This window comes from Arthrobacter sp. Y3225209 (genome assembly GCF_059090685.1).
In genome coordinates, this window is sequence record NZ_JBNHFW010000001.1 from 261,615 (window position 1) to 285,348 (window position 23,734).

The 23,734-nt window shown below is 63.4% G+C and carries 23 protein-coding genes; 8 read left to right on the forward strand and 15 right to left on the reverse strand.

What is annotated here, in order from left to right; genetic code table 11:
• Positions 1 to 89: 89 nt before the first annotated feature.
• A complete protein-coding gene (locus AC5RVB_RS01180; RefSeq protein ID WP_494141754.1) occupies positions 90 to 329 on the forward strand; it encodes a putative acetyltransferase in 240 nt (79 codons plus the stop codon).
• Positions 330 to 442: 113 nt separating this feature from the next.
• Here the strand turns inward: AC5RVB_RS01180 and AC5RVB_RS01185 are convergent, their stop codons facing one another.
• From AC5RVB_RS01185 to AC5RVB_RS01210, 6 genes are all read right to left on the reverse strand, one after another.
• Complete coding sequence (locus AC5RVB_RS01185; protein WP_494141755.1) at positions 443 to 814, reverse strand: hypothetical protein; 372 nt, start codon at positions 812 to 814, stop codon at positions 443 to 445.
• 88 nt (positions 815 to 902) lie between these two features.
• A complete protein-coding gene (gene typA, locus AC5RVB_RS01190; protein WP_227903685.1) occupies positions 903 to 2,825 on the reverse strand; it encodes a translational GTPase TypA in 1,923 nt (640 codons plus the stop codon).
• Positions 2,826 to 3,102: 277 nt separating this feature from the next.
• Positions 3,103 to 4,800: an ABC transporter ATP-binding protein gene (locus AC5RVB_RS01195; RefSeq protein WP_227903687.1), complete on the reverse strand. Its 1,698-nt coding sequence runs from the start codon at positions 4,798 to 4,800 to the stop codon at positions 3,103 to 3,105.
• Positions 4,797 to 5,750, reverse strand: coding sequence for an ABC transporter permease (locus AC5RVB_RS01200; RefSeq protein WP_227903690.1), 954 nt, complete (start codon positions 5,748 to 5,750; stop codon positions 4,797 to 4,799). The genes AC5RVB_RS01195 and AC5RVB_RS01200 overlap by 4 nt, the downstream gene beginning before the upstream one ends.
• A complete protein-coding gene (locus AC5RVB_RS01205) occupies positions 5,743 to 6,669 on the reverse strand; it encodes an ABC transporter permease (protein ID WP_227903691.1) in 927 nt (308 codons plus the stop codon). Before AC5RVB_RS01205 ends, AC5RVB_RS01200 begins: the two co-directional genes overlap by 8 nt.
• Positions 6,670 to 6,801: 132 nt before the next feature.
• On the reverse strand, positions 6,802 to 8,445 hold the full coding sequence (locus AC5RVB_RS01210) for a peptide ABC transporter substrate-binding protein (RefSeq protein WP_227903692.1): 1,644 nt from the start codon (positions 8,443 to 8,445) through the stop codon (positions 6,802 to 6,804).
• A gap of 449 nt (positions 8,446 to 8,894) precedes the next feature.
• Between AC5RVB_RS01210 and AC5RVB_RS01215 the strand changes: the two genes are divergently transcribed.
• On the forward strand, positions 8,895 to 9,506 hold the full coding sequence (locus AC5RVB_RS01215; protein WP_227903694.1) for an NAD(P)-dependent oxidoreductase: 612 nt from the start codon (positions 8,895 to 8,897) through the stop codon (positions 9,504 to 9,506).
• A gap of 30 nt (positions 9,507 to 9,536) precedes the next feature.
• On the opposite strand, the gene AC5RVB_RS01220 is transcribed toward AC5RVB_RS01215, so the two are convergent.
• Both AC5RVB_RS01220 and AC5RVB_RS01225 read right to left on the reverse strand, forming a co-directional pair.
• A complete protein-coding gene (locus tag AC5RVB_RS01220; RefSeq protein WP_494141756.1) occupies positions 9,537 to 10,700 on the reverse strand; it encodes a hypothetical protein in 1,164 nt (387 codons plus the stop codon).
• Positions 10,701 to 10,739: 39 nt separating this feature from the next.
• On the reverse strand, positions 10,740 to 11,756 hold the full coding sequence (locus AC5RVB_RS01225; protein WP_227903698.1) for a hypothetical protein: 1,017 nt from the start codon (positions 11,754 to 11,756) through the stop codon (positions 10,740 to 10,742).
• Between the two features lie 90 nt (positions 11,757 to 11,846).
• On the opposite strand from AC5RVB_RS01225, the gene AC5RVB_RS01230 reads away from it, so the two are divergent.
• Both AC5RVB_RS01230 and AC5RVB_RS01235 read left to right on the forward strand, forming a co-directional pair.
• Entirely contained in the window at positions 11,847 to 12,416 is a 570-nt protein-coding gene (locus AC5RVB_RS01230; RefSeq protein ID WP_494141757.1) for a TetR/AcrR family transcriptional regulator, read from the forward strand.
• A 205-nt stretch (positions 12,417 to 12,621) separates the two neighbouring features.
• On the forward strand, positions 12,622 to 14,556 hold the full coding sequence (locus AC5RVB_RS01235; protein ID WP_494141758.1) for an MFS transporter: 1,935 nt from the start codon (positions 12,622 to 12,624) through the stop codon (positions 14,554 to 14,556).
• A gap of 75 nt (positions 14,557 to 14,631) precedes the next feature.
• Here the strand turns inward: AC5RVB_RS01235 and AC5RVB_RS01240 are convergent, their stop codons facing one another.
• A complete protein-coding gene (locus AC5RVB_RS01240; RefSeq protein WP_494141759.1) occupies positions 14,632 to 15,189 on the reverse strand; it encodes a dihydrofolate reductase family protein in 558 nt (185 codons plus the stop codon).
• 264 nt (positions 15,190 to 15,453) lie between these two features.
• Between AC5RVB_RS01240 and AC5RVB_RS01245 the strand changes: the two genes are divergently transcribed.
• Positions 15,454 to 16,266 (forward strand): hypothetical protein, encoded by an 813-nt coding sequence (locus AC5RVB_RS01245; protein WP_494141760.1) that lies wholly within the window; start codon positions 15,454 to 15,456, stop codon positions 16,264 to 16,266.
• Here AC5RVB_RS01245 and AC5RVB_RS01250 read toward each other — a convergent pair.
• Positions 16,253 to 16,705, reverse strand: a complete 453-nt coding sequence (locus AC5RVB_RS01250) for a hypothetical protein (RefSeq protein ID WP_494141761.1) — start codon at positions 16,703 to 16,705, stop codon at positions 16,253 to 16,255. The genes AC5RVB_RS01245 and AC5RVB_RS01250 overlap by 14 nt on opposite strands.
• Before the next feature lie 98 nt (positions 16,706 to 16,803).
• Positions 16,804 to 17,094: a hypothetical protein gene (locus tag AC5RVB_RS01255; RefSeq protein ID WP_494141762.1), complete on the reverse strand. Its 291-nt coding sequence runs from the start codon at positions 17,092 to 17,094 to the stop codon at positions 16,804 to 16,806.
• A gap of 107 nt (positions 17,095 to 17,201) precedes the next feature.
• Between AC5RVB_RS01255 and AC5RVB_RS01260 the strand changes: the two genes are divergently transcribed.
• Positions 17,202 to 17,420, forward strand: a complete 219-nt coding sequence (locus AC5RVB_RS01260; RefSeq protein WP_494141763.1) for a hypothetical protein — start codon at positions 17,202 to 17,204, stop codon at positions 17,418 to 17,420.
• Positions 17,421 to 17,577: 157 nt separating this feature from the next.
• Here the strand turns inward: AC5RVB_RS01260 and ychF are convergent, their stop codons facing one another.
• From ychF to AC5RVB_RS01275, 3 genes are all read right to left on the reverse strand, one after another.
• Positions 17,578 to 18,663: a redox-regulated ATPase YchF gene (gene ychF, locus AC5RVB_RS01265; RefSeq protein ID WP_227903709.1), complete on the reverse strand. Its 1,086-nt coding sequence runs from the start codon at positions 18,661 to 18,663 to the stop codon at positions 17,578 to 17,580.
• A 21-nt stretch (positions 18,664 to 18,684) separates the two neighbouring features.
• Positions 18,685 to 19,770, reverse strand: a complete 1,086-nt coding sequence (locus tag AC5RVB_RS01270; protein ID WP_227928832.1) for a 4-hydroxy-3-methylbut-2-enyl diphosphate reductase — start codon at positions 19,768 to 19,770, stop codon at positions 18,685 to 18,687.
• A 67-nt stretch (positions 19,771 to 19,837) separates the two neighbouring features.
• On the reverse strand, positions 19,838 to 20,668 hold the full coding sequence (locus AC5RVB_RS01275; protein ID WP_494141764.1) for a hypothetical protein: 831 nt from the start codon (positions 20,666 to 20,668) through the stop codon (positions 19,838 to 19,840).
• A gap of 163 nt (positions 20,669 to 20,831) precedes the next feature.
• Between AC5RVB_RS01275 and xseA the strand changes: the two genes are divergently transcribed.
• Both xseA and AC5RVB_RS01285 read left to right on the forward strand, forming a co-directional pair.
• A complete protein-coding gene (gene xseA, locus AC5RVB_RS01280) occupies positions 20,832 to 22,100 on the forward strand; it encodes an exodeoxyribonuclease VII large subunit (protein WP_227903714.1) in 1,269 nt (422 codons plus the stop codon).
• 86 nt (positions 22,101 to 22,186) lie between these two features.
• On the forward strand, positions 22,187 to 22,414 hold the full coding sequence (locus AC5RVB_RS01285) for an exodeoxyribonuclease VII small subunit (protein WP_227903715.1): 228 nt from the start codon (positions 22,187 to 22,189) through the stop codon (positions 22,412 to 22,414).
• Positions 22,415 to 22,447: 33 nt separating this feature from the next.
• On the opposite strand, the gene AC5RVB_RS01290 is transcribed toward AC5RVB_RS01285, so the two are convergent.
• The gene (locus AC5RVB_RS01290) at positions 22,448 to 23,665 is read right to left on the reverse strand and encodes a pyridoxal phosphate-dependent aminotransferase (protein WP_227903717.1); all 1,218 of its coding nucleotides are present in this window, start codon (positions 23,663 to 23,665) and stop codon (positions 22,448 to 22,450) included.
• Positions 23,666 to 23,734 lie beyond the last annotated feature (69 nt).

The following is a 23,734-nucleotide window of genomic DNA, read 5'->3' on the forward strand; positions in this document are numbered from 1 at the left end:
GGGGTGTTGGTTCCACGTTAGTAGCCGAAACCATTATCTCCCAGTCGGGACGCCCCGGCTGCATCCGGACCCGGACGTAGGATGGAGGCATGAACCCCGAGCACCCTGCCGATCTCCTGCAGTGGCTGGCACCCGGTGAGCGCGTGGTGGTGCGCTACCGGATTGAGGGCGGCTTCACGGACGCCCTGGGTGTCCTGCTCCGGGCCGGCAGCGGCGACTGCACCGTCTCCACCCGGCGCGGCGACGTACTGATCCCCTATCCGCTCATAACGGCTGCCAAACCGGTTCCTCCGGCCCCGCCTCGCAGGGAACGGAAATTCCCCGCCTGAGCACCCTCTCCAGGCGGAAGTGCCCGTCGGGCAGACGTGCCGGCCGGATAATGCCAAAGGCCGCCGGAAGGTATCTTCCAGCGGCCTTTGCCGATACATGGGATTTTTGCCTGTCAGGGCCCTGCCACGGGCGGGCGCACGGCATTGCGGTCCCTGCCCAGCACCCGTGCGCAGATCAGCACGGCAGCGATGGTGGCCACGGCCTGCCCGAACAGCCACAGCAGCCCGGCGGTTACCACTGGAGGCTGCTCCTCGGCGCTGGCGCCGGTGACAATCAGCGGCGCCTCGTTCAGCAGATCGAGGGAGAACAGGCCCAGCACCAGATAGGTCACTGCACCTGTGACGGCACTGAGGACGGCGTTGCGCCGCCACAGGCCCACCAGCAGTGCCACGGCGCAGCTGAACACCACGGCCAGAAGCGCACCCACCGGCAGCCCGGTCTCTCCCGCATACACCACGTGGTTATGCAGAGAGGTGCCGAGCACCGCGGCAAGGATGCCGCCAACCACAGCGGCAAGAGGCCCCCGCCAGCGCGGGGACCTCTTGCCGGAATCTGCCGAAGTGGAGATGGTGCTAGTTCTTTGCGCGGGCGCGGTAGGCCTTGGCGCGCTCATTGGCGTCAAGGATCAGCTTGCGGATACGGATGGACTCCGGCGTGACCTCCACGCATTCGTCCTCACGGGCGAATTCGAGGGATTCTTCCAGGGTCAGCTTCCGCGGCGGGGTAAGGTTCTCGAAGGTGTCGGAGGAAGCTGCACGCATGTTGGTGAGCTTCTTTTCCTTCGTGATGTTCACGTCCATGTCATCGGCGCGGGAGTTCTCGCCGACGATCATGCCTTCGTAGACCTCGGAGGTGGGCTCCACGAAGAAGGAGCCGCGTTCCTGCAGGTTGATCATGGCGAACGGGGTCACCACACCGGCGCGGTCGGCGATCATCGAACCGTTGGTGCGGTACTCGATGGGGCCGGCCCACGGCTCGTAGCCTTCGGCGATGGATGCGGAGATACCGGCACCGCGGGTTTCCGTGAGGAAGCGTGTGCGGAAGCCGATCAGGCCGCGGGCGGGGACGATGAATTCCATCCGGACCCAGCCGGTGCCGTGGTTGGCCATGTTGACCATCCGGCCCTTGCGGGCGGCCATCAGCTGGGTGACGGCGCCGAGGTATTCCTCGGGTACGTCAATGGTCATGTGTTCCATCGGCTCGTGGATCTTGCCGTCGATGGTCTTGGTGACCACCTGCGGCTTGCCCACGGTCAGCTCGAAGCCTTCGCGGCGCATCTGCTCCACGAGGATGGCCAGGGCGAGCTCGCCTCGGCCCTGGACTTCCCAGGCATCCGGACGCTCGGTCGGCAGGACCTTGAGCGAGACGTTGCCGATCAGTTCCTTGTCGAGGCGGTCCTTGACCTGGCGGGCGGTGACCTTGGCACCCTTGACCTTGCCGGCCAGCGGCGAGGTGTTGATACCGATGGTCATGGAGATCGCGGGATCATCCACGGTGATCAGCGGCAGCGGCTTGGGGTTGTCGACGTCGGTCAGGGTCTCACCGATGGTGATGTCCTCGATGCCGGCAACGGCCACGATCTCGCCGGGGCCGGCGGATTCGGTGGGTACGCGCTCCAGTGCCTTGGTGGCGAGGAGTTCGGTGATCTTAACGGTCTTCATGGTGCCGTCCTGGCGGGCCCAGGCAACCTGCTGGCCCTTGCGGAGGGTGCCGTTGAAGATACGCAGCAGGGCGAGGCGGCCCAGGAACGGAGATGCGTCCAGGTTGGTGACGTGCGCCTGCAGGACACCTTCGGGATCGTAGGTCGGGGCCGGGATGTGCTCCAGAATGGTCTGGAACAGCGGTTCCAGGTTGTCATTCGCGGGGGCTTCGCCGTCGGCCGGCTGCTCCAGGGAGGCGGCACCGACGCGGGCTGCGGCGTAGACAACGGGAACGTTCAGGACCAGGTCAAGGTCGAGGTCCGGAACTTCGTCCGCGAGGTCGGAGGCCAGGCCGAGCAGCAGGTCCATGGACTCGCTGACAACTTCGTCAATCCGGGCATCGGGACGGTCGGTCTTGTTGACCAGCAGGACTACCGGCAGCTTCGCGGCAAGTGCCTTGCGCAGCACGAAGCGCGTCTGGGGCAGCGGGCCTTCCGAGGCGTCAACCAGCAGGACAACGCCGTCGACCATGGACAGGCCGCGCTCGACCTCGCCGCCGAAGTCGGCGTGGCCGGGGGTGTCAATAACGTTGATGGTGATGGTTTCGCCGTTGGCAGCCGGGCCGTTGTAGAACACAGTGGTGTTCTTGGCCAGGATGGTGATGCCCTTTTCGCGCTCCAGGTCACCGGAGTCCATCACGCGTTCTTCCACGTCTCCGTGGGCGGCAAACGAGTTCGTCTGCTTCAGCATGGCGTCGACGAGGGTCGTCTTACCGTGGTCAACGTGGGCCACAATAGCAACGTTGCGGAGATCGCTTCGCACTGCGCTGTTTACAGCCGTGTTGGTTTCTGACATGCGTGAGGACTCAATTCATAGGAGATCAGTTCGGGGTGTTTCATATCGGCCGGGTTTGGTCCCGGCGTATCCGGCTGTTCTGTACGAATGCTGATTCAATCTCTTGCTCAATCACCAGTCAGAATCCACCGAAGGCCCCGCCGTCAGCGGGCACGCTAACATTCTAGTCCCAAGACCATATCTTCCCTAATGCGGGATTTTAACCGCCCCCTGCGCCGGACACAGAGAAGGCGGGGAACCGTACCGGTCCCCCGCCTTTCTGCCGAACCGCCGGCTGCTAGGCGACCTCGGGCGGCAGTTCGAGCCGCGACCCGGGAATGGCTGCCAGCAGGGCCTGGGTGTAGGCCTCGCGCGGATTGTCGAACACGTCGTCCGTGCTTCCGGTTTCCACCAGCTTGCCCTTTTCCATGACACAGACGTAGTCCGCGATCTGGCGCACCACGGCCAGGTCATGGGTGATGAACAGGTAGCTCAGCCCCAGTTCGGACTGCAGGTCCGCGAGCAGGTTCAGGATCTGCGCCTGCACCAGCACGTCGAGCGCCGAGACGGCTTCATCGCAGATCACCACTTCGGGGTCCAGCGCCAGGGCCCGGGCAATAGCGACGCGCTGGCGCTGGCCGCCGGAGAGCTCGTTCGGGAAACGGCGCATCACCGAGGAGGGCAGGGCCACCTGGTCCAGGAGCTCACGCACCTTGGCCTCGCGGCTCTTCGCGTTGCCGATCTTGTGCACCCGCAACGGCTCTTCAATGGTGCGGAAGATGTTGTACATCGGGTCCAGGGATCCGTAGGGATCCTGGAAGATCGGCTGTACCCGGCGCCGGAACTCGAACAGGCGCTTCGAGTTCAGCGTGGTCATGTCCACCCCGTTGAACAGGATGGAACCGCTGGTGGGCGTCTCCAGGTTCAGGACCATCCGTGCCACGGTGGACTTGCCCGAACCGGACTCACCCACGACGGCGGTGGTGGTGCCGCGCTTGATGTTGAAGGACACGTTGTCCACGGCCGTGAAGTCCGTGGACTTGCCCAGCCCGCTGCGCAGCTTGAAGACCTTGGTCAGATCCTTGACCTCAATGACGTTGTCCGCTGCCTTCAGCTTCGTTTCGTCCTCCGAGGTCAGCAGGTCCGCGCTCTCCAGGCCCAGGCTCTTCGCGGAGTCAATCCGCTTGGAGGCCAGGGACGGTGCTGATTCGACCAGCTTGCGGGTGTACGGGTGCCTCGGGTTGGTGAGGATCTCCAGGGCGGGCCCGGACTCGACAACCTGGCCCTTGTACATCACAACAACCTTCTGGGCGCGTTCAGCAGCCAGGCCAAGGTCGTGCGTGATCAACAGCACGGCGGTGCCCAGTTCGTCGGTCAGGGTGCCCAGGTGGTCCAGGATCTGCCGCTGGACAGTCACGTCCAGCGCCGACGTCGGCTCATCAGCAATCAGCAGACGGGGGCGGCAGGACAGGCCGATGGCGATGAGGGCACGCTGACGCATACCGCCCGAGAATTCATGCGGGTACTGCTTTGCCCGCCGTGCGGCATCCGGAAGTCCGGCCTGCTCCAGCACCTTGGCAATGTCCGCCGGGGCGTGCGGCAGCCCGTTGGCCCGCAGGGTTTCCTTGACCTGGAAACCGATCTTCCAGACCGGGTTCAGGTTGGACATCGGGTCCTGAGGCACCATGCCGATGGAGCTGCCGCGCAGTTCCTGGATCCGCTTGGGGCTGGCTTGGGAGATGTCCTCCCCGTCAAAGATGATCTGTCCCCCGCTGACCCGGCCGTTGCCGGCGAGCAGGCCGATGGCGGCCAGGGCGGTGGTGGACTTGCCCGAACCGGACTCACCAACGATGGCCACGGTCTCGCCGGGCATAACCGTCAGATGTGCGTTCCGGACAGCTTCAACCTCGCCGTTGGCGGTGGAGAAGCTGATCGCAAGGTCGCGGATTTCCAGCAGCGGCTGGACGGCCGCCGTCTTTTCGGTATTGATGGTCATCGTTTGCGCGCCTTCGGATCAAGAGCATCACGGACCGCGTCGCCGAGCATGATGAAGCTCAGCACGGTAATGGACAGTGCGGCGGCGGGCCACAGCAGCGTTGAGGGGTTTGACCGCAACGAGGTCTGTGCAGCCGAGATGTCATTGCCCCACGACATGATGCTGGGCGGCAGTCCGATGCCCAGGAAGGACAGCGTTGCCTCGGCAACGATGAACGTACCCAGGGAGATGGTGGCGATAACGATCACCGGGGCGAGGGAGTTCGGGATCACGTGCTTCATCAGCGCGGAGAACTTCGAAACACCCAGGGAACGCGAGGCCACCACAAAGTCCGCGTTGCGGACGGAGATCACGGCGCCGCGGGTAATACGTGCCACCTGCGGCCAGCCGAATATCAACAGCGTAAAGACCACTGTGATGATGGTCCGGTTCTCCCGGAAAGCCGGCAGCTGCATGATGATGATGGCGCCGAGGATCAGCGGCAGTGCGAAGAAGATGTCGCCGAGGCGGGCCAGGATCGCGTCGAGCCAGCCGCCGTAGTAACCGGCCAGCGCACCCAGGATGCCGCCGATGACAACAACGGCAATGGTGGTCAGCAGGCCGACCAGGACGGAGGCACGTGTGCCGTAGATAACCCGGGCGTAAACGTCACAGCCCTGGAAGGTGTAGCCGAGCGGGTGCCCGGCGGCGGGGCCGCCGTCGGAGTTGGCCAGCAGGCAGCCTTCATCCGGGGAAGCGCTGGTGAACAGGCCCGGGAACGCGGCCACGGTCAGGATCAGCAGAATCAGCAGGGACGAAATGATGAACAGCGGCTGCGTGCGCAGGTTACGCCAGGCTTCGCCCCACAGGCTCAGCGCCTTGGTCTCTTCCTTGACACTGTCGGTTTCGGCCAGAGGGGTTTCCTCCAGCGGTGCCACATAATGCTCGGTGCTTGCGGTGTCTTTATGCATAACGGATCCTCGGATCAAGCCAGGCGTACAGGAGGTCTACGAGAAGGTTGGCGATGACGTAGACGAAGACGAGGACACTCACGATCGACACGATCGTGGGTCCTTCTCCCCTGATGACGGACTGGTAAAGTCGCTGCCCCACGCCGGGGACGTTGAAGATGCCTTCGGTGACAATGGCGCCGCCCATGAGCGCACCCAGGTCTGCCCCGAGGAAGGTCACAACGGGGATCAGTGAGTTGCGCAGAATGTGCACGGTAACCACGCGCGGCCGTGACAGGCCCTTGGCGGTGGCGGTACGGACATAGTCGGCATTCATGTTTTCGATCACGGAAGTGCGCGTCAGGCGCAGCACATAGGCGAAGGATGCCAGGCCCAGTACCAGGGCCGGCAGTATCAGGTCCGTGAACCCGGCATCGCCGCCGACGGTGGGAGAAGTCCATTGGAGCTTGACGCCCACGATGAACTGCAGCAGGAAACCGAGGACGAACACGGGAATGGCGATGACGATCAGGGAAACAACCAGGACCGTGCTGTCGAAGATCTTGCCCTTCTTCAGACCGGCGATCAGGCCGAAGATAATGCCGAAGACGGCTTCGAAGATCAGCGCCAGAATGGCGAGGCGGATGGTCACCGGGAAGGCCTGGGCCAAAACGGCGGAGACCTCACGTCCGGAGAAGTCGACGCCGAGGTCGAAGGTCACCAGGTTCTTCAGGTACAGCAGATACTGCACGATGAAGGGCTGGTCCAGGTTGTACTGGCTTCGCAGCTGCGCGGCGACGGCCTCATTGACCGGCTTGTCACCGAACAGGGCGGCAATCGGATCGCCGGGCAGGGAGAAGACCAGGAAATAGACAAGGAATGTTGCCCCGAAGAATACGGGGATCATTTGAAGTACACGTCGAAGGACGTAGCCGGCCATTAGGGGTGGCCTCCTGCCAGCTGGGGGGGATTTAGGTCTCGCATGTTTGTATACCTGTTCTTGGTAAGAACCCGAATACAAGCCGGGGCCCGGCCTTCTGGCCGGGCCCCGGATCGGTCGGTCTAGATGAGGCTACTTGGCCGTGACGTTGTAGTAGACCGGGACGCCGTTCCAGCCGGTTTCAACGTTCTCCACGTTGTTGCTCCAGCCGGACTGAGCCACCTGGTACCACAGCGGGATAACGGGGAGGTCCTTGAGCAGGACTTCCTGTGCCTGGTTGAAGATCTCGGCACCCTCTTCAGGAGTGGAAGCCGCGAGGCCTTCGCTCAGGAGGTTGTCGAACTCTTCGCTGGAGTAGTCACCGTCGTTGGAGCCTGCCCCGGTGCCGTACAGCGGGCCGAGGAAGTTGTTCAGCGACGGGTAGTCTGCCTGCCAGCCGGTGCGGATGGCGCCGGCGAGCGTCTTGGCAGTTGCGTCTGCGCGCAGTTCCTTGAACGTTGCGTAGGGCTTGCCTTCGGCGTTGATGCCGAGGTTGTTCTTCAGTCCGTTGGCTACTGCGTCCACCCACTCCTTGTGGTTGGCGTCAGCGTTGTAGCCGATGGTGAAGGGCTTGTCAGCGGGCCAGGGCTCGATCTTCTCGGCCTGCTCCCACAGCTCCTTGGCCTTCTCGGGGTTGAACTCCAGCACCTCTTCACCGGGGATGCTGTCGCTGTAGCCCTCGATCACCGGAGCGGTGAATTCCTTGGCCGGTTCACGGGAACCGGAGAAGACCACCGAGGTGATCTCTTCCCGGTCGATGGCCATGGAGATGGCCTGGCGGCGCAGCTGGCCGGCCTCACCGGAGAACTCGGGCAGGTAGCCCGGGATGGTGATGGTCTGGTTACCGGCGTAAGCCTTCTCGGAGTAGCGGCCCTCACCCAGATCGGTCTTGAACGTCTTCAGTGCCGCGTTCGGCATGGTGTCCAGGATGTCCAGGTTGTCCGACTGCAGGTCTGCGTAGGCAGCATCGAAGGAGGAGTAGAACTTGAAGGTCACTCCGCCGTTCTGCGGGACACGGGTTCCGGTGTAATCCGGGTTTGCAACGAGGTCAATCTGGACCTCGTGCTGCCAGGCATCGTCGCCGTCGAGCATGTACGGACCGTTGCCGACGGGCTTTTCGCCGAAGGCGGCCGGATCCTCGAGGGCTGCAGCAGGCAGCGGGAAGAAGGCCGTGTAGCCGAGGCGCTGCGGGAAGTCAGACTCCGGCTGGCTCAGCTTGACGGTGAACGTGTTGTCATCGACAACCGTCAGGCCGCTCATGGTGTCTGCCGTGGCACCTTCAGCGCTGACCTCGTCATAGCCTTCGATGCTCTCGAAGAAGTACGAGTTCAGCTGGGCGTTCTTGGCAGCGGCACCGAAGTTCCAGGCATCCACAAAGGACTTGGCGGTTACCGGGTCACCGTTGGTGAACTTCTGGTCCGCCTTCACCTTGATGGTGTAGGTCTGGGAATCTTCGGTCTCGATGGACTCGGCCAGCTCGTTGACCGTGTTGCCGTCAGCGTCGTAGCTGACCAGGCCCTCGAAGAGAAGGTCCATGATGCGTCCGCCGCCAACTTCGTTGGTGTTGACCGGCATCAGCGGGTTCTGCGGTTCGGTGCCATTGGCAGTAATGATTGCGGTGTTGTCGCCTTCACCGGAGCCTTCGGCCGATTCGTCGGATCCTCCACCGCAGGCGCTCAGCGCGAGTGCGGCAACAGCCGCTACGCTCAGCATTTTGGAAGTGCGTGTGACGCGCATTCCGCCTCCTAAGTTCTGTTCGGTTCCGGCGTTGTTACGCCGGTGTTGCGGCTCCGCCAAATGGTGAACCGACTCACAAAGCCAACAGCATAAGCCCAAGTTGATTCGCGGCGGTAACAAAGTAGGGGTGCCGCCCTGACACAGGGGCATCTGTCACCATCGGCCGGCAACGAAAGACGCTCCCCACATGGGATTAAAGCGCATCAAAGCGGCTGGTAACAATTTGGCATACCGGCGGCGGATTACATGCAATGACATGTCACATTTGCCTGTTTGGTGTGATACTTGTCCGCTGTTTTACCGGTGTCACAACCACAATGCCCACCCCGTGGAGTGCGGGCTGCACCCCGGAACCGTGCGCGGGTTGTGCGCACCGGTGAGGGGTCCGGCCCGCGGTAAAATCGCAGCGCAGGTGCACCGCGCGCCCGACAACGGGAATAGAGGATTCAGTGAAGATCACGATTATCGGCGGGTCAAAGGGCACTGGCGCACAGTTGGCGGACCTCGCCCGCACAGCAGGCCACGAGGTGACTGTCCTCTCCCGAAGCGGGACGGCCACAGACGGCGTGACCGTGCTTACCGGCAATGCCACCGATCCTGCGGCTGCCGCGCGCGCCGTGTCCGGGGCGGACGCCGTCGTCGTCACCGTTGGCGGCGCCAAAGGTGTTTCCCGTCAGCGTGCCGAAGTCACCAGGACTGTCATCACGGCCATGCAGGAACAGGGCGTGAACCGGCTGTTGGTGCAGTCTTCCCTGGGTGCCGGGGACTCGGGTTCCCAGCTGCCCGCGCCGTTGCGGCTGGTAATGAAAGCGGTGCTCGCGAAGGCTCTGGCGGACCACAACGAGCAGGAAGCTGCGGTGAAGGATTCGGGGCTGGCCTGGACCATCATCCGGCCCACCGGGCTGACTGACAAGGAACCCGCCGGTAAGTGGAAGGCACTGGAAACCACCGACGCCGGCCAGCTCGGCGGGTCGATCCCGCGCCGGGACCTCGCTGCGTTCATGCTGCACACCCTTACCGATGACTCCACCGTGGGGAAGGCCTTTGGAGTCAGCAGCTAGGAGGCCGGGCACCTCAGGCGGGCGGTGACTTCAGACCAAGGCCGAGCGGACCGCCGCGAGGATGGCCCGGTGGTCGCTGCGGAGACGGTGCATCGCGGACAACACGAGGTTCATATAGCCGTGCCCTACCCACTCCGCGTCATCCCGGAGCGCCTCTTCAACGGCCGCCTTCGTCATCGGGATGAAATCGAGTCCGTTCGATTCCCAGTCATCCGGGCCCATGCCGAGCCGACGGGCCGCGGTGAAGGACGCGTTGGTCCACCCCGTCTGGGTCAGATTGACGTGACCCAGCAGGGCCCATTCATACCGGGTGACGTCGCAGATAAGGCCGTGGAACGTGATCCGGTTACGAATATCCGGTTCATTCTCAAGATCGATTCCGAGTTCCTCTGAGATTCCCCGCAATGCCGTGCGGTAGGGATCCGGAAGCCCGGTTTTGGGGTCCAGGTCCATCAACGCCATGCCTTCATTGACCGAGATGTGCCGCAGGTTGCGGCCGCCGGAGGTTTTCGCGCTCCGACGGGTGAGGAGCAGATGATCATCTGCCGTTTCAATGGTCAGGTTAATGCCAAAGGAATGCGACAGGCCCGGCAGTACGTCCAGTAATTCTTCACCAAGGATTTCACCACCCGCCAGGCCTTCAGCGAAGCGCTTCTCCCATTCCGAGGAGATCACCTGGAAGGACGCATAATCGGTTTTCGCGTAGTGGAGTTTTAATGCAGGCAACTCGTGGGAACCCACCCGCGAGACCTCCAACCGGCGCAGCGCAAGCATCCCAGCGTTCCAGGCTCCCGGTGCGGCGTCCAGCTCCCTGCGTTTATCCTCGATCATCCGTTCCAGATCCGCAGCTCCGCCTGGCTGCAGCCTCGTTGGCAACCTGTCAACAAGTCCACCGGCAGACTGTGCAGGCAGAGTTGCGGAGAACAGATGCTCCGGGCGGAAACCGTCCACGGCAAACTGCCTGACGTAGATCTCATGTTTGGCCGCGCCCACGGCAAAGGTTTCTCCGGAACCGAGGAGCCGGGTTTCCCTGCGAAGCCGGCGTTGCCGGTGGATTCGGCCAAAGGTTTTATACCAGAGCGGCTGGACCAGCCTGCCGGATATATTGAGGAATTTCTCAGCGACCACTCCGGCGGACGCACTTAGCAATAATGCGAAACTGTAGGACCACGCGCCGGAAACCCATTCAAACATGGGTTCATCCTAGGTGCTTTTGGAATTATGACCTGCGCATCAATTCCCCGCGGGTACCGCCTCTTTCTCTTTGCGGGCCCGGAATGCCTTAATGGACGGTCCGCTGAACCACAGTGCCGCGCCTGCGAGGACCCAGATCCCCAGGGTCAGGGCCGCGGCCCCGCCGCCGACGCCGCCAAAGTAGGCAACGGAGCGCACAAGCGTACCGGCAGCGCCGGGAGGTAGGAGCTGGCCAATTACTGCAACCCCGCCCGGAAGCCACTGGGCGCTGGTGGCAATGCCGGCAAAGGGATTGCCAACAAACATCATGGACATAGCCGCGATGGTGAAACCTTTTGTGCCAAAACACTCGTTGAGACCGGCCAGCGGCAGTGCCAGCGCGGCGATACCCAGCGCCACACTTGCCGCGACCGGAACCAGCGGTCCCTCGATGCTGCCGAACAGATATTTGAGGACCGCGGCGACAACAAATCCCCCCGCCACGGAAAAACCGGTAAGCCCGGCAAAGATCCACCAGCGCTGCCCGGACAGCATTGAGCGGAACGCCACGGCCGGCACAATGCCGCCGAACACCAGCGGAAAGGCCAGCCCTCCGATGCCCACGCCGGTGGGGTCGCCCGGGGGAAGCGGAACCACGTCTACGATCTCCGCTGTCTGTCCCATGCCGCCCGCCATTGTGGCCCCGACGTTGCTGACCGTTCCTGACACCGCCGTGGAACCGGCACTGGCAACATAGACGGTCATATCCGGATCCGTGAAGTCGAACCCGCCGACAATCTCCCGGTCCCGGATTCCTTCCTGGAGCTCATCTGCGCTCCCGTAGGACTGCACCGTGAAGGCACCCGGTGACTGGTCCTCCAGCGTCTCGGCGACCGATGCTGCCCGGTCCTGGGATCCCACCACGCCCAGGGCCAGATCCCGCGGCCCGGAGTGGAGCGAGGGTGAGATGAACAGCATCAGCAGCGCCAGCAGAATGACGGAGAGCCCGAGGGTCAGGCCGGCCCACACGGCCGCGTGCTTTCGATGCGAGCCGGAGGACGGCGGGAGGGATGACATGGTTCCTTCTTCTTTCCGGAGGTATTTCCTCCACTTACATGGACGATATTCCTCCGGTTTAGACTGAGGGTCAACTTGAGGGAGGCATGGATGCGAGCCGACGCTGCACAGCGAAGAGAAGCGATCATCGGCCATGCGAGACATGTGTTTGCCGCGCGAGGCGGTGACGTTGCCTTGGAAGCAGTGGCCGCTGCCAGCGGCGTTGGTATTGCGACGCTCTACCGGAACTTCCCGTCCCGGGACGACCTGATCCGGGCGGTGATCGAGGATATGGTCCGGGAGATCCTGGCGATCGTTGCCGAGGCCCGCGCCGCTGCCGCAAAGGACCCGGCGGAGGCCTGGAAGGGCTTGCTGGCCAGGTTGATGGAGATGGAACTCGGAGCCCTGACCGATGGTCTTGTCCTGCAGGCCGGTGCAGGAACAGACGCAGCAGGCGCATCGCCGCTCGTGCAGATCCAACAGCCCGCACTCGACGCCTTGGAAGAGCTGCTGACGATTCTGAAGCGCACCAATGCCGTGCGGACGAGCATCACTGCCCCCGGGGTCATTGTGGCGGTGGCCACCATTACCCGCCCGCAGGCGCCGGCCATCCGCGACGCGGCTCCCGGTGTCCCGGGAGAGCTCGCCGAGGCCTACCTTCTCTGGAGCAGCGCCGGATAAACCCGCGATAAGTTGCGGCCCCGCCCCGGCATTGACGGGCCGCATACGGCCCACGACGCCCGAGCCCCGGGCCGGTGACCTGCTAGGATTGATGCGGCCTATGGCCATCACGGCATCGATGACACGACACGCGGGGCACTGCAAAAAGTACCTTCTGACACGGCACGGTCGATCGCCTCCACACCGCCGACTGTCAGGAGACTCTATGGCGCCCTCTTCAATTTCCCGTCCCGATATCAAGGGACGCGCAGGTGGAATGATCGCGGTCGCAGCGGCCGCTGCGTTCCTCGCCACCTTCAACGAGACGTTCCTCAACGTAGCCTTCACGCCTATCATGCAGGACTTCGGCGTCAACATCAGTACCGTTCAGTGGCTGACCACGGGTTACCTGCTCGTCGCAGCCGTGTTCGTACCCGTCGCCAACGTTCTGTACCACCGCTTCCCCACCAGACCGCTGTTCGTCGCCGTCGTCGCCATCATGGTTGTCGGATCGGTGGTGGGAGCCCTTGCGCCCACCTTCGAAGTGCTGCTGATTGCCCGCTTGCTGCAGGCCATCGGAACCGGCCTGCTCACCCCCATCGGCATGAACATCACACTTGCCGTGTCGCCCCGCGAAAAGCTGGGGCTCAACATGGGCATTATGGCGGCGATGACCACCCTCGGCCCGTCGCTGGCCATCGTCCTGTCCGGCGCCATTCTGACCGTCGCTCCCTGGACCACGCTGATGTGGGTATTCGGCGGCCTCACCCTCGCCGTGCTCCTCGCCGGTGCCTTCGTTCTGCGGAACGCCGCGGAGCTGGGCCGCCCGGTTCTGGACATTCTCTCGTTCATTCTTGTTGCTGCCGGACTGGTCGGGATCCTCTACGGCGTATCCAGCGCCTTCGAGGGATCTGCCCTTTACGCAGGTATCGCCGGCATCGTTGGATTGCTCGCCATGTGGCTGTTCGTCCTCCGTCAGCGCCGCATCGCTAATCCGCTGATCGACATGCGCCCGTTCTCCAACGCACCCTTCGTGCTCGGTGTACTGATGACGATGCTCGGCCTGGTCTTCGTCTTCGCCATGAACGTGGTTATCCCGCTGTTCCTCCAGGGCGCGCTCGACATGCCGCCGCTGGGCGCCTCGCTCACTCTCGCCCCCGGCATCCTCCTCACCGTAGGCATGGGACCGATTGCCGGCCGCATGTTCGACCGGCACGGCGGCCGCTGGTCCATTCCGCTCGGGTTCCTCGTTATGGCGGTCTTCGTCACGCTCGTCGGCGTTGCTACCGGGCACTCGTCGGTCTGGATCTTCGGCATCCTCTACGTTCCGGCAGTGCTGGCTACGGCATTCGTCGTCGGGCCTGCGCAGACGTTCGCGCTGTCCAACCTCGACCGTGAGACCAGCCCGCACGGCGTCACGATTGTCTCCACCAGCTTCCAGATCGCCGGCTGCGTGGGTACCTCGCTCGCCACCGGTATCTACGGCGCAGTGATTGCGGCGAAAGCCGCTACCGGGATCAGCGACACAGATTCGCTGCTGGCCGGCTTCCACGGCGCCGTCGCCTTCGTGGTCGCCACCTCGCTTCTCGGCATCCTGCTCGCGTTCCTGGCCTACCGTTCGGTGCGCTCACGCCGCAGCACTGAAAGCGTGCAGCGCCCGGCTTCCGCCCTGGATACGGTCATGAAGTCCGACGTGTACGCCCTGTCCTCGGAACAGTCCGTCCTCGACGCCCTCCGGACCTTCGCTGAGCGCGGTATTTCGGGAGCACCGGTCCTCAACGCGGACGGCACGCTGGCAGGCTTCCTGTCCGACGGCGACGTCCTGCGCTATCTCTCGGCAACCCACCCGTCCTCGACGTCGATCTACTCCTACGCCATCGGGGCTGAGGACGATCTGGAACAGGCCATGTCCGATCTGGCGAACCTGAACGTTATGCGGCTGGCAACGCACGACGTCGTCACTCTCGACGCCGGCACCTCGCTCAGTGACGCTGTGGCTGCCCTGTCCGACGCGCGGCTCAAGAAGGTTCCGGTGGTCAACGGGGCTGACTCCCGTCCCATCGGCATCGTAAGCCGGTCCGCGGTCAACCGGCTGGCGATCGCCACGTACCTGCGTTCGCGCGGTGAAACTGCGCAGACTGAAGCCGGTACCCCGGCGTAGCCCCACGAAATAGTGAAGTGAAGGCCAGGCCCGTCGGGCCTGGCCTTCACTATTTACCGGTGGTCTTCCCTGCCGTTAGCCAGCCCGCCGGTAGTGCACCGAGATGGCACCGTTGCCCATCGGTTCAGCGGAGATCAGTTCGAGGTTGCGGGTGCTGTTGAGGAGGCCCCCGTACAGGGTGGGACCGTGGCCGGTGATTCTGGGGTGGACGAGGAACTTGTAGTCATCAACCAGGTCCAGCCGGTCCAGACCGGACGCCAGCATGCCGCTGCCGAGAAGAACACCGTCCGGGGTCCTGTCCTTGAGGTCCTGTATTGCTGTCCGCAGATCCCCTTCGATGTGGTGGCTGTTATTCCATGGGAAGTCGCTGCGCGTCGCGGACACCACGTACTTGGGTTTGTTTTCCAGCGTGAGGGCCCAGTCCCGCATTGCCGGCGGTGCTTCCACCTTCCCACTGGCAACCAGCGGCCAATAGTCCTCCATCATTTCGTACGTGGTGCGGCCCCAGAGCATGGCGCCGGCCTCGTCCAGGAGGGCAGTGAAGTGCGCGTGTGTCTCGTCGTCGACAATGCCCGCCCGGTGGTCGATACAACCGTCAAGGGTGACGTTGATACTGAAGGTGAGCCGGCCCATACACTGATTCTTCGCGGCGCCGGCGCTCGTGTGCAAGGGCTTCCGGTTATTCCAGGGCCTGCCCTGCGCCAAAGGTCTGCTTCCTGATTCGGGTCACAATACAGTGACGGCGACCGGCAACTGCGAACTGTTCCATTTCCTGTACCGACATATACGTATGTGGACGAATCTGGCTGAAGGAACACATCGACAAGCGGAAACCGAACGGGATCCCTTGAACGGAACATTAGCTGCGCTGACGCCGGCGCTGGAAAAGGAATTCTCGTGGAAAACTCTCACCAAAACGGTGACGCCAGGGCCCAGCTCGAAGGCTTTCTTTCGCATCTCCAAAATCTGCTGCGATACATTGACACACGCTTACAGGAGAAGAGGACGATCGCGCAACGTTACCAGCCGCTGGAGCCACTCAATCCGAAGTGGGGAATCCTGCCATTAGTGCTGTTGACTGTTGGTCTCGTGGTCCTTCTTACCGCAGTCGGGACGCCGATCATTCAGGCATGGGCGAAAGCTGATGCGTATGCAAAAGGACAAATCTTCTACTCGAATATCCAGCCCCTCAGCGTCGCCATTCTCGCAAGCCCGATTGCCCTCGCCTTGGCATCGGCCCTCTGGCTCGTTCGCAACAGGCTCGTTCTTCCCCGGCTGCACGCCCGGACCGAACAGATCAATCAGCAGCGAGTGACACACAACCAGGCCGTATCGGCTGACGAGCAACGAGTGGATGCCCAGCTCACCCAGGCCAGCCGTGACTTTGCCTCGGACATCGGCAACCGTTTCCCTCAGGCCTATCTTTATGACGAAGCAGTCGCCTTCTGCCTCCAACTGGTGCGCAATCACCGGGCCAGCACCATTCACGATGCGATCAACCTCTACGAGACTGAACGGTACCGTCAGCGGATGGAAAACCTGCAGGCCTGGCAACTCGCGGAAGCACAACAGACGCGTAAGCTCATGGCTCTCGGCACCGTGGTCAACGCAGCGATGCAGGGCGCGATGATCGGGACCGTGCGACACGAAGGTGCACAGACTCGTGCGGCCCTACGCAAGCCCGTCAATGTGAACGTCAGGGTGCGCTGAGGCCCGGCCACCACCAGCGGTGCCGTGACCGGCGCTTTTGTGCACGCTCTGCCCTGCGTCGGGCGGCGTCGAAATAGTCCTCGCGCGCCGCATCAAAGACCGCCTGGGGCAGGGCCAACGGAGCACGGTCCAGCCGTCGTCCTGCCAGGATTTTGCCGATAGCACCCGGAATCATCCGCATTCCCTGAGCCCCCTTGATGGACCGCCTGATCCGTCCCCCCTCCACCGTGAGCAGCATCCCCCACGACGAGTCCACTTCAGCCAGACCGGAACCGACCAGGATCGACATTGCCGTCTCCATCCGTTCCCGCGAAGGGACGTCGGCCTGCAACATGTCCCACCCCGGCAGCAGCGTCCGGAGCGTCGAGGGGCGCTTCCCGCGATGCAGCAAAGTCATAAGCGTTGCGGCATCGGAGATATCCAGGTTTCTACGGTCCATGCCGGTCACGCTAGCGCATTTCGAGAAAGCTCGTTTGTGAGCACCCCCACTGTTCCGGTACCAGCTCGATACTGGCGCGGGACTGACGTTGCTTTAGGTCAGAAGACGGTACGTTCATTGCCCTTCAACAAACTCACAGCCCCTGAAGGATAGCCTACCCAGTCCGAACGATTCTGGAAAAAGAGTTCCTTGGCCTTATCGAGGCACATATAGGCATCGGTTCGTGAGCGGTCTTTATCAGGAACGAGCGCTTTAAGTAATTCGACTGTATCCAGCTGTATCTCTCGGCCTTGATCGTCAATAAGCGCATACTCCCAATTATGAGATAATCCGAAAAGACCAGACCGCCGATGCTCTACTGCTTTCAGATATCTTTCCTTATACGCCATATTGACTACCCAAATCCCATGCTGCTTGTGGATCCTGACTATAATTAGGATACCCCGACACCCGAGCCAACTATTCCTGAATCATCGGCATCGGCTTTGACCCTCCTGTGTTCGAGGACACCCTCGAGAGCAACAACGCGCTTAGCTGGCTGGCACCGCCAGCCGTTCAACTTCGCATGATCAACAACATTCTCGGCGACGATAACAAGCAGAAGTACATCGGCGAAAATGAAGCAGCGTTGAAAGAGCAGACCAAGGTGTTCCACTCCGGGATCATCGCAACCGTCGATCCCGAGATCACCATCGACTTTGAGTTCGCAGGGTAGATGCCAGCACCGTGTCCTGGCTGAAACTAGTCGTCGTCCTTCGAGGACAACTCGGCCATCGTTTGCTTCATCGGTTCAAGCTACCAAGGGACAAGCGAGAAGGGGTCGTTGAGAACATGTGTTCTCAACAGCCCCCTCCGAGTCCCATAATCAGGAACTAAACATTGAACCTAAACTCCACCACGTCGCCGTCGGCCATAACGTATTCCTTGCCTTCGATGCGGACCTTGCCGCGGGACTTGGCTTCGGCCATGGAACCGGCCTCCACCAGGTCATCGAAGGACACTACTTCAGCCTTGATGAAGCCGCGCTGGAAGTCGGAGTGGATCACGCCGGCCGCCTGCGGTGCGGTGTCGCCCTTGCGGATGGTCCATGCACGGGTTTCCTTGGGACCGGCCGTCAGGTAGGTCTGCAAGCCCAGGGTGTGGAAGCCGACGCGGGCCAGCTTGTCCAGGCCGGACTCTTCCTGACCACTCATCTCCAGCATTTCCCGGGCTTCTTCCTCATCCAGCTCCACCAGGTCGGCTTCGAGCTTGGCGTCGAGGAAGATGGCGTCCGCCGGGGCAACGAGTTCGCGCAGTTCGGCCTGGCGCTCCGGGTTGCCCAGCACGGCGTCGTCCACGTTGAACACGTAGATGAACGGCTTGGCGGTGAGCAGGCTCAGCTCGCGAAGGTGCTCCATCTCCAGCTTGTCCTTCTCCACCGAGGAGAAGATGGTGTCGCCGCGTTCCAGCACGGCCTGCGCAGCCTGCATGGCGGTCAGCTGCGCCGCCTCGCGCTTCTTGATCTTGACTTCCTTTTCCACCCGCGGGATCGCCTTTTCCAGCGTCTGCAGGTCGGCCAGGATCAGTTCGGTGTTGATGGTCTCCATGTCGGAGCGCGGATCCACCTTGCCGTCCACGTGGATGACATCGGGGTCATCGAACACACGGATGACCTGGGCAATGGCCTCGGCCTCGCGGATGTTGGCCAGGAACTGGTTGCCCAGTCCCTCACCTTCGGAGGCACCCTTCACAATGCCGGCAATGTCCACAAAGGACACGGTTGCCGGGAGGATGCGCGCCGAACCGAAGATCTCGGCCAGCTTCGCCAGCCGCGGATCCGGAAGCGAGACGACGCCGACATTCGGTTCGATGGTGGCGAACGGATAGTTCGCCGCCAGCACGTTGTTGCGGGTCAGCGCATTGAACAGGGTTGATTTGCCGACGTTGGGCAGGCCGACGATGCCAATAGTAAGAGCCACGTTAGTAAATGATACCGGGCGCTAGGACTCGTCGGCACGGCGGCGGCCGCCAAGCCCGCGGGAGGAATCCCCCATGGCCTTCAGGGTGGCCCGGATTTCCTTGGGCAGCGAGAAGATAATGTCCTCTTCGGCCGTTACTACCTCTTCGACGTCGCCGTAGCCGTACTCGGCGAGCAGGTTCAGCACATCCTGGACCAGGTTCTCCGGCACGGAGGCACCGGACGTGACGCCCACCGTCGCCACACCCTCGAACCAGCTTTCATCCACCTCGTTGGCGAAGTCCACGCGATAGGAGGCCTTGGCGCCGTATTCAAGCGCCACTTCCACGAGCCGGACGGAGTTGGAGGAGTTCGCCGACCCCACCACCAGCACCAGGTCCGCTTCCGGGGCAATCTTCTTGATGGCGGCCTGGCGGTTGGACGTGGCATAGCAGATGTCATCGCTGGGCGGATCCTGCAGGGTGGGGAAACGTTCCCGGAGCAGGTTCACGGTGTGCATGGCTTCGTCCACGCTCAGGGTGGTCTGGGACAGCCAGATGACCTTCTCCGGATCCCGGACGGTGACCTTGTCCACGTCTTCGGGCCCGTTCACAATCTGCATGTGCTCGGGAGCTTCGCCGTAGGTGCCCTCGACCTCTTCGTGCCCTTCGTGTCCGATGAGCAGGATGTCGAAATCGTCGCGGGCAAAGCGCACTGCTTCGCGGTGCACCTTGGTGACCAGCGGGCACGTGGCATCGATGGTCTGCAGGTTCCGGTCCTTGGCGGACTGCACGACGGCGGGTGAGACACCGTGGGCGGAGAAGATCAGCCGGGCGCCTTCCGGCACCTCGTCGGTCTCATCCACAAAGATGGCGCCCTGTTCCTCCAGGGTGTGGACCACATGCAGGTTGTGGACAATCTGCTTACGCACGTAGATGGGCGGGCCGTAGGCCTCCAGCGCCTTCTCGACGGCGATCACTGCGCGGTCCACTCCGGCGCAGTAGCCCCGTGGCGCCGCCAGCAGGACACGCCGGGGCCCGTACACCGGAGCAGCGGAAGCCACGTCCTCGGGGGTGCGGCGCCGCCGGGGCACGGTGGGCATAGGCACGGAGACAACTGTGCTGGTCATGCACCCATGCTATCGGGTATGCCCTGCCTCGCCGGGCCACAGCGGGGTGGGTACGCTCACAGCAGAGCTACCGACGGGCAGCACTCAGTCCCCGGAGCAGCAGCCCCACCACGAACACCGCCGCCCCGGCCAGCATCAGGGCCACCGTCCACGCTGACAGGCTTGCGGCTGCCTGTCCGGCGAACGCATTGGCGAAAGCCGATGCCACCGGGCTGCTGAACTGCTGGGCTGACACCTGTTCCGGGATCCGTTCTGCTCCAAACCACAGCACGGCACCTGCGAGCGCCGCGCCCAGGCCCATCAGGGCGAAGGTTGTGGACCGCCTCCGCGCCGTCAGCAGGGCCAGGATCGCTGCCGCGGCGGCGGCCAGAGCCAGTACCGGCCAGGCCTCCCCTGCACGTTCCACGTTGCGCAGCAGGTCAGGATGCCCCGCTCCGCCAATCTGCACCGGCACCTGCTCCGGGGCGGGAACATCCACGTTCAGCTCGCTTCCCACCGTTTCCGTGACCAGCCCGACAAGGGGCGCAACGTCCAGGGTCAGGTTTCCGGACGGCTCTCCGCCGTTTTCGGCAGAGAACGTAAGTACGTGCGAGCGGCGCAGCGACTCACTCCAGGCTTCCGGATAGTCCCGCAATGCCTGGACATTTTCCACCGCGGACGTGATTACCGGTGTCACCAGGTCCGCCAGCGGTTCCGGCACATCGGCAGAGGCGGCAGCCTCCGTGGCCAGAGAGGAGGCAAGCTCGCGCTGGAACGCCTCATCCTCGGCCAGCGGCGCTCCCAGGGCGACAAACCCGCTTTCGGCCACGACGTTGGTGTTAAGCCAGGCTCCGCAGAAGGCAGCGGTTGTGAGCAGCACGGCCAGCAGGCCCAGGATCGCCGAGGCGAGGGTGCGCATAGGGGGTTCCTTGTCTGTTGCGGTCCGGCGGCATGCCGGCTGTTTCGGCCCGCGTCGGGGTCCGGTTGGAGCAGGACAGGGGGACGCACCTGATACACATTAAGCTGTACCGGTTTCCACTCCGGTTCCAGTGCCACATCCAATCCACCGCGGGAGCCTCCAGATGCAAGACGACAGCGGGCCGTTGAGTCCCGAGAATACCCCGGAGAAGACCACACTGCCCGCAACGGCCGCGCAGACCTCACCGGAGAATCCGTGGCCGCTGGCACTGCTCTCCAAGAACCTGAAGAGCTACATTGACCGTGCTCCGGCCACCTGGGTGGAAGGCCAGGTCATCGAGCTGAACCGGCGTGCCAACGCCTCCTACATCACCCTGCGCGACGTCGACGCCGAAGTTTCGCTGTCGCTGACGGCATGGAGCGCAGTGATGAACAGGCTCGAGCTTCCCTTGGAGCGGGGTGCCCGGGTGGTGGCCCTGGTCAAACCCGACTTCTGGGTGAAAACCGGGCGGCTGTCCATGCAGACCCGGGACATCCGGCCCGTGGGGCTGGGGGATCTGCTGGCCCGGATCGAACGGCTGCGGCAGGCACTGGCCGCCGAAGGCCTGTTCCGGGAAGACCGCAAGCTTCCCCTGCCGCTGCTGCCGGGCCGGATCGGCCTGATCACCGGCCGCAACTCCGATGCCATGAAGGACGTGATGCGCAACGCCGCCCTGCGCTGGCCAGCTGTCGCCTTCGAGGTACGCGAGGTAGCGGTCCAGGGCGTCAACGCCGTCGCAGAGGTGAGCCGGGCTCTGGCCGAGCTGGATGCCATGCCCGAGGTGGACGTCATCGTGATCGCGCGCGGCGGCGGATCGCTGGAGGATCTGCTGCCGTTCAGCCACGAGGACCTGGTCCGCGCGGTATCCGCCGCGCTCACCCCTGTGGTCAGTGCCATCGGCCACGAGGCGGACCGTCCGCTGCTCGACGACGTCGCCGACCTGCGTGCCTCGACCCCCACGGATGCCGCCAAACGAATTGTCCCTGACGTGGGCGAGGAACTGACCCGGGTCCGGCAGTCCCGGGCCCAGCTGCGCCGCGTGATTCAGACGCTGCTTGCCCGGGAAACGGACCGGCTGAACCATATCCGGTCCCGGCCGGTGCTGGCCGCACCGCTTTCCATGGTCGAGTACCGGGAAGAGGAGATCTCCCGGCTGCGCGGCAGGGCCCTCTCTGCTGTGACCGCCGAAGTACGGCGGGACACGGACCGCATCGGGCACCTGCGAGCCCAGGTTCGCGCGCTTTCGCCGCAGAACACCTTGGACCGCGGTTACGCCGTGGTGCAGCTGAAGGACGGTTCAGTAGTACGCGACGCAGGCACGGTGCCCGCAGAAGCCCCGCTAAGGATCCGCGTGGCAGTCGGTGAGCTCACCGCCACCGAAGGCACGCGCTGACCGGACTCTCCCGTGGACCCGTCCGGGCCGCCACGAACACCATTCACACCAAGACACAGCACGCCAGCAAGCATTGAGGACAAGACATGAGTGAAACACCGGCAGTACCGGCAGACATCGAGGCCATGAGCTACGAGCAGGCCCGCGACGAACTGATGGCAGTGGTGGGACGGCTCGAAACCGGCGGCGCCAGCCTGGAGGAGTCACTGGCCCTGTGGGAGCGCGGCGAGCACCTGGCCAGCCGCTGCGAGTCATGGCTTCAGGGCGCCCGGGAGCGCCTGGACGCCGCCCGGGAACGGGCTGCCGGCGAATAACGCCGGCAGCCCGTCGTCACGACCGGAAACCAGCTACTTCCGGTACCCGGCGAGGAACTCGCCCAAGCGCGTCATGGCATCCTCGATGTCCTCCACGCTGGGCAGGAACACCATGCGGAAATGGTCCGGCCGTACCCAGTTGAAGGCCGTGCCCACGGAAATCAGGATTTTCTGCTGCTTGAGCAGGTCCAGGGCAAACTGCTCGTCATCCTTGATGGGGTAAACATCCGGATCGAGCCGCGGGAACAGGTACAGGGCACCCTGGGCCAGTTCGCAGCTGACCCCGGGAATGTCGTTGAGCATCTGGTAGGCCTTGTCCCGCTGGGCGCGCAGCCGGCCGCCGGGCAGGATCAGGTCATTGATGCTCTGGTAGCCGCCGAGGGCGGTCTGGATGGCGTGCTGGGCGGGAACGTTGGCGCACAGCCGCATGTTCGCCAGCAGGTTGATGCCCTCGATGTAGTCCGCGGCATCCTGCTTGGGGCCGGAGATGGCCATCCAGCCGCTGCGGTAGCCGGCAATCCGGTACGCCTTGGACAGGCCGCTGAAGGTCAGGCAGAGGACGTCATCCCCCGTGAGCGAGGCGGAGTTGATGTGCACGGCGTCGTCGTAGACGATCTTTTCGTAGATTTCATCCGAGAAGATGATCAGGCCATGCTTGCGTGCCAGTTCAACGATCGACTTCACCACGTGTTCGGGGTAGACCGCACCCGTGGGGTTGTTCGGGTTGATCAGCACAATGCCCTTGGTCCGGTCGGTGATCTTCGCTGCGATGTCATCCACATCGGGCCACCAGTGCTCCGATTCATCGCACATGTAGTGCACGGCTGTACCGCCGGCCAGGGAGACCGACGCCGTCCAGAGCGGGTAGTCGGGGGCGGGCACGAGGATCTCGTCGCCGTTGTTCAGCAGCGCCTGCAGGGACAGCGTAATGAGTTCGCTGACCCCGTTGCCCAGGTACACGTCATCGACGTCGATGTTGTTGATACCCCGGCCCTGGTAGTACTGCACCACGGCAGTGCGGGCGGAGAAGATGCCGCGGGAATCGCTGTACCCCTGGGCCTTGGGCAGGTGGCGCATCATGTCCACCAGAATGGCCTCGGGTGCCTCAAAGCCGAACGGGGCGGGGTTGCCGATGTTCAGTTTCAGGATGCGGTGGCCGGCCGCCTCCATGCGCTGCGCGTGTTCCAGCAGCGGTCCGCGAATGTCATAGAGGACGTTATGGAGTTTGTGCGACTGCTTGAATTCTGCCATTTCTTTAGGATGCCATAGCGCAGCACCCCCGCAGCGTATGTGTCACTGCGGGGGTGCCGGATGCGCACC

Bases quoted from the DNA above. Each gene is read 5' to 3' on its own strand.
- AC5RVB_RS01180 (WP_494141754.1), top strand. From the start codon at position 90: ATGAACCCCGAGCACCCTGCCGATCTCCTGCAGTGGCTGGCACCCGGT.
- typA (WP_227903685.1), bottom strand. From the start codon at position 2,825: ATGTCAGAAACCAACACGGCTGTAAACAGCGCAGTGCGAAGCGATCTC.
- AC5RVB_RS01195 (WP_227903687.1), bottom strand. From the start codon at position 4,800: ATGACCATCAATACCGAAAAGACGGCGGCCGTCCAGCCGCTGCTGGAA.
- AC5RVB_RS01200 (WP_227903690.1), bottom strand. From the start codon at position 5,750: ATGCATAAAGACACCGCAAGCACCGAGCATTATGTGGCACCGCTGGAG.
- AC5RVB_RS01205 (WP_227903691.1), bottom strand. From the start codon at position 6,669: ATGGCCGGCTACGTCCTTCGACGTGTACTTCAAATGATCCCCGTATTC.
- AC5RVB_RS01210 (WP_227903692.1), bottom strand. From the start codon at position 8,445: ATGCGCGTCACACGCACTTCCAAAATGCTGAGCGTAGCGGCTGTTGCC.
- AC5RVB_RS01220 (WP_494141756.1), bottom strand. From the start codon at position 10,700: ATGTTTGAATGGGTTTCCGGCGCGTGGTCCTACAGTTTCGCATTATTG.
- AC5RVB_RS01225 (WP_227903698.1), bottom strand. From the start codon at position 11,756: ATGTCATCCCTCCCGCCGTCCTCCGGCTCGCATCGAAAGCACGCGGCC.
- AC5RVB_RS01230 (WP_494141757.1), top strand. From the start codon at position 11,847: ATGCGAGCCGACGCTGCACAGCGAAGAGAAGCGATCATCGGCCATGCG.
- AC5RVB_RS01235 (WP_494141758.1), top strand. From the start codon at position 12,622: ATGGCGCCCTCTTCAATTTCCCGTCCCGATATCAAGGGACGCGCAGGT.
- AC5RVB_RS01240 (WP_494141759.1), bottom strand. From the start codon at position 15,189: ATGGGCCGGCTCACCTTCAGTATCAACGTCACCCTTGACGGTTGTATC.
- AC5RVB_RS01250 (WP_494141761.1), bottom strand. From the start codon at position 16,705: ATGGACCGTAGAAACCTGGATATCTCCGATGCCGCAACGCTTATGACT.
- AC5RVB_RS01255 (WP_494141762.1), bottom strand. From the start codon at position 17,094: ATGGCGTATAAGGAAAGATATCTGAAAGCAGTAGAGCATCGGCGGTCT.
- AC5RVB_RS01270 (WP_227928832.1), bottom strand. From the start codon at position 19,770: ATGACCAGCACAGTTGTCTCCGTGCCTATGCCCACCGTGCCCCGGCGG.
- AC5RVB_RS01275 (WP_494141764.1), bottom strand. From the start codon at position 20,668: ATGCGCACCCTCGCCTCGGCGATCCTGGGCCTGCTGGCCGTGCTGCTC.
- xseA (WP_227903714.1), top strand. From the start codon at position 20,832: ATGCAAGACGACAGCGGGCCGTTGAGTCCCGAGAATACCCCGGAGAAG.
- AC5RVB_RS01285 (WP_227903715.1), top strand. From the start codon at position 22,187: ATGAGTGAAACACCGGCAGTACCGGCAGACATCGAGGCCATGAGCTAC.
- AC5RVB_RS01290 (WP_227903717.1), bottom strand. From the start codon at position 23,665: ATGGCAGAATTCAAGCAGTCGCACAAACTCCATAACGTCCTCTATGAC.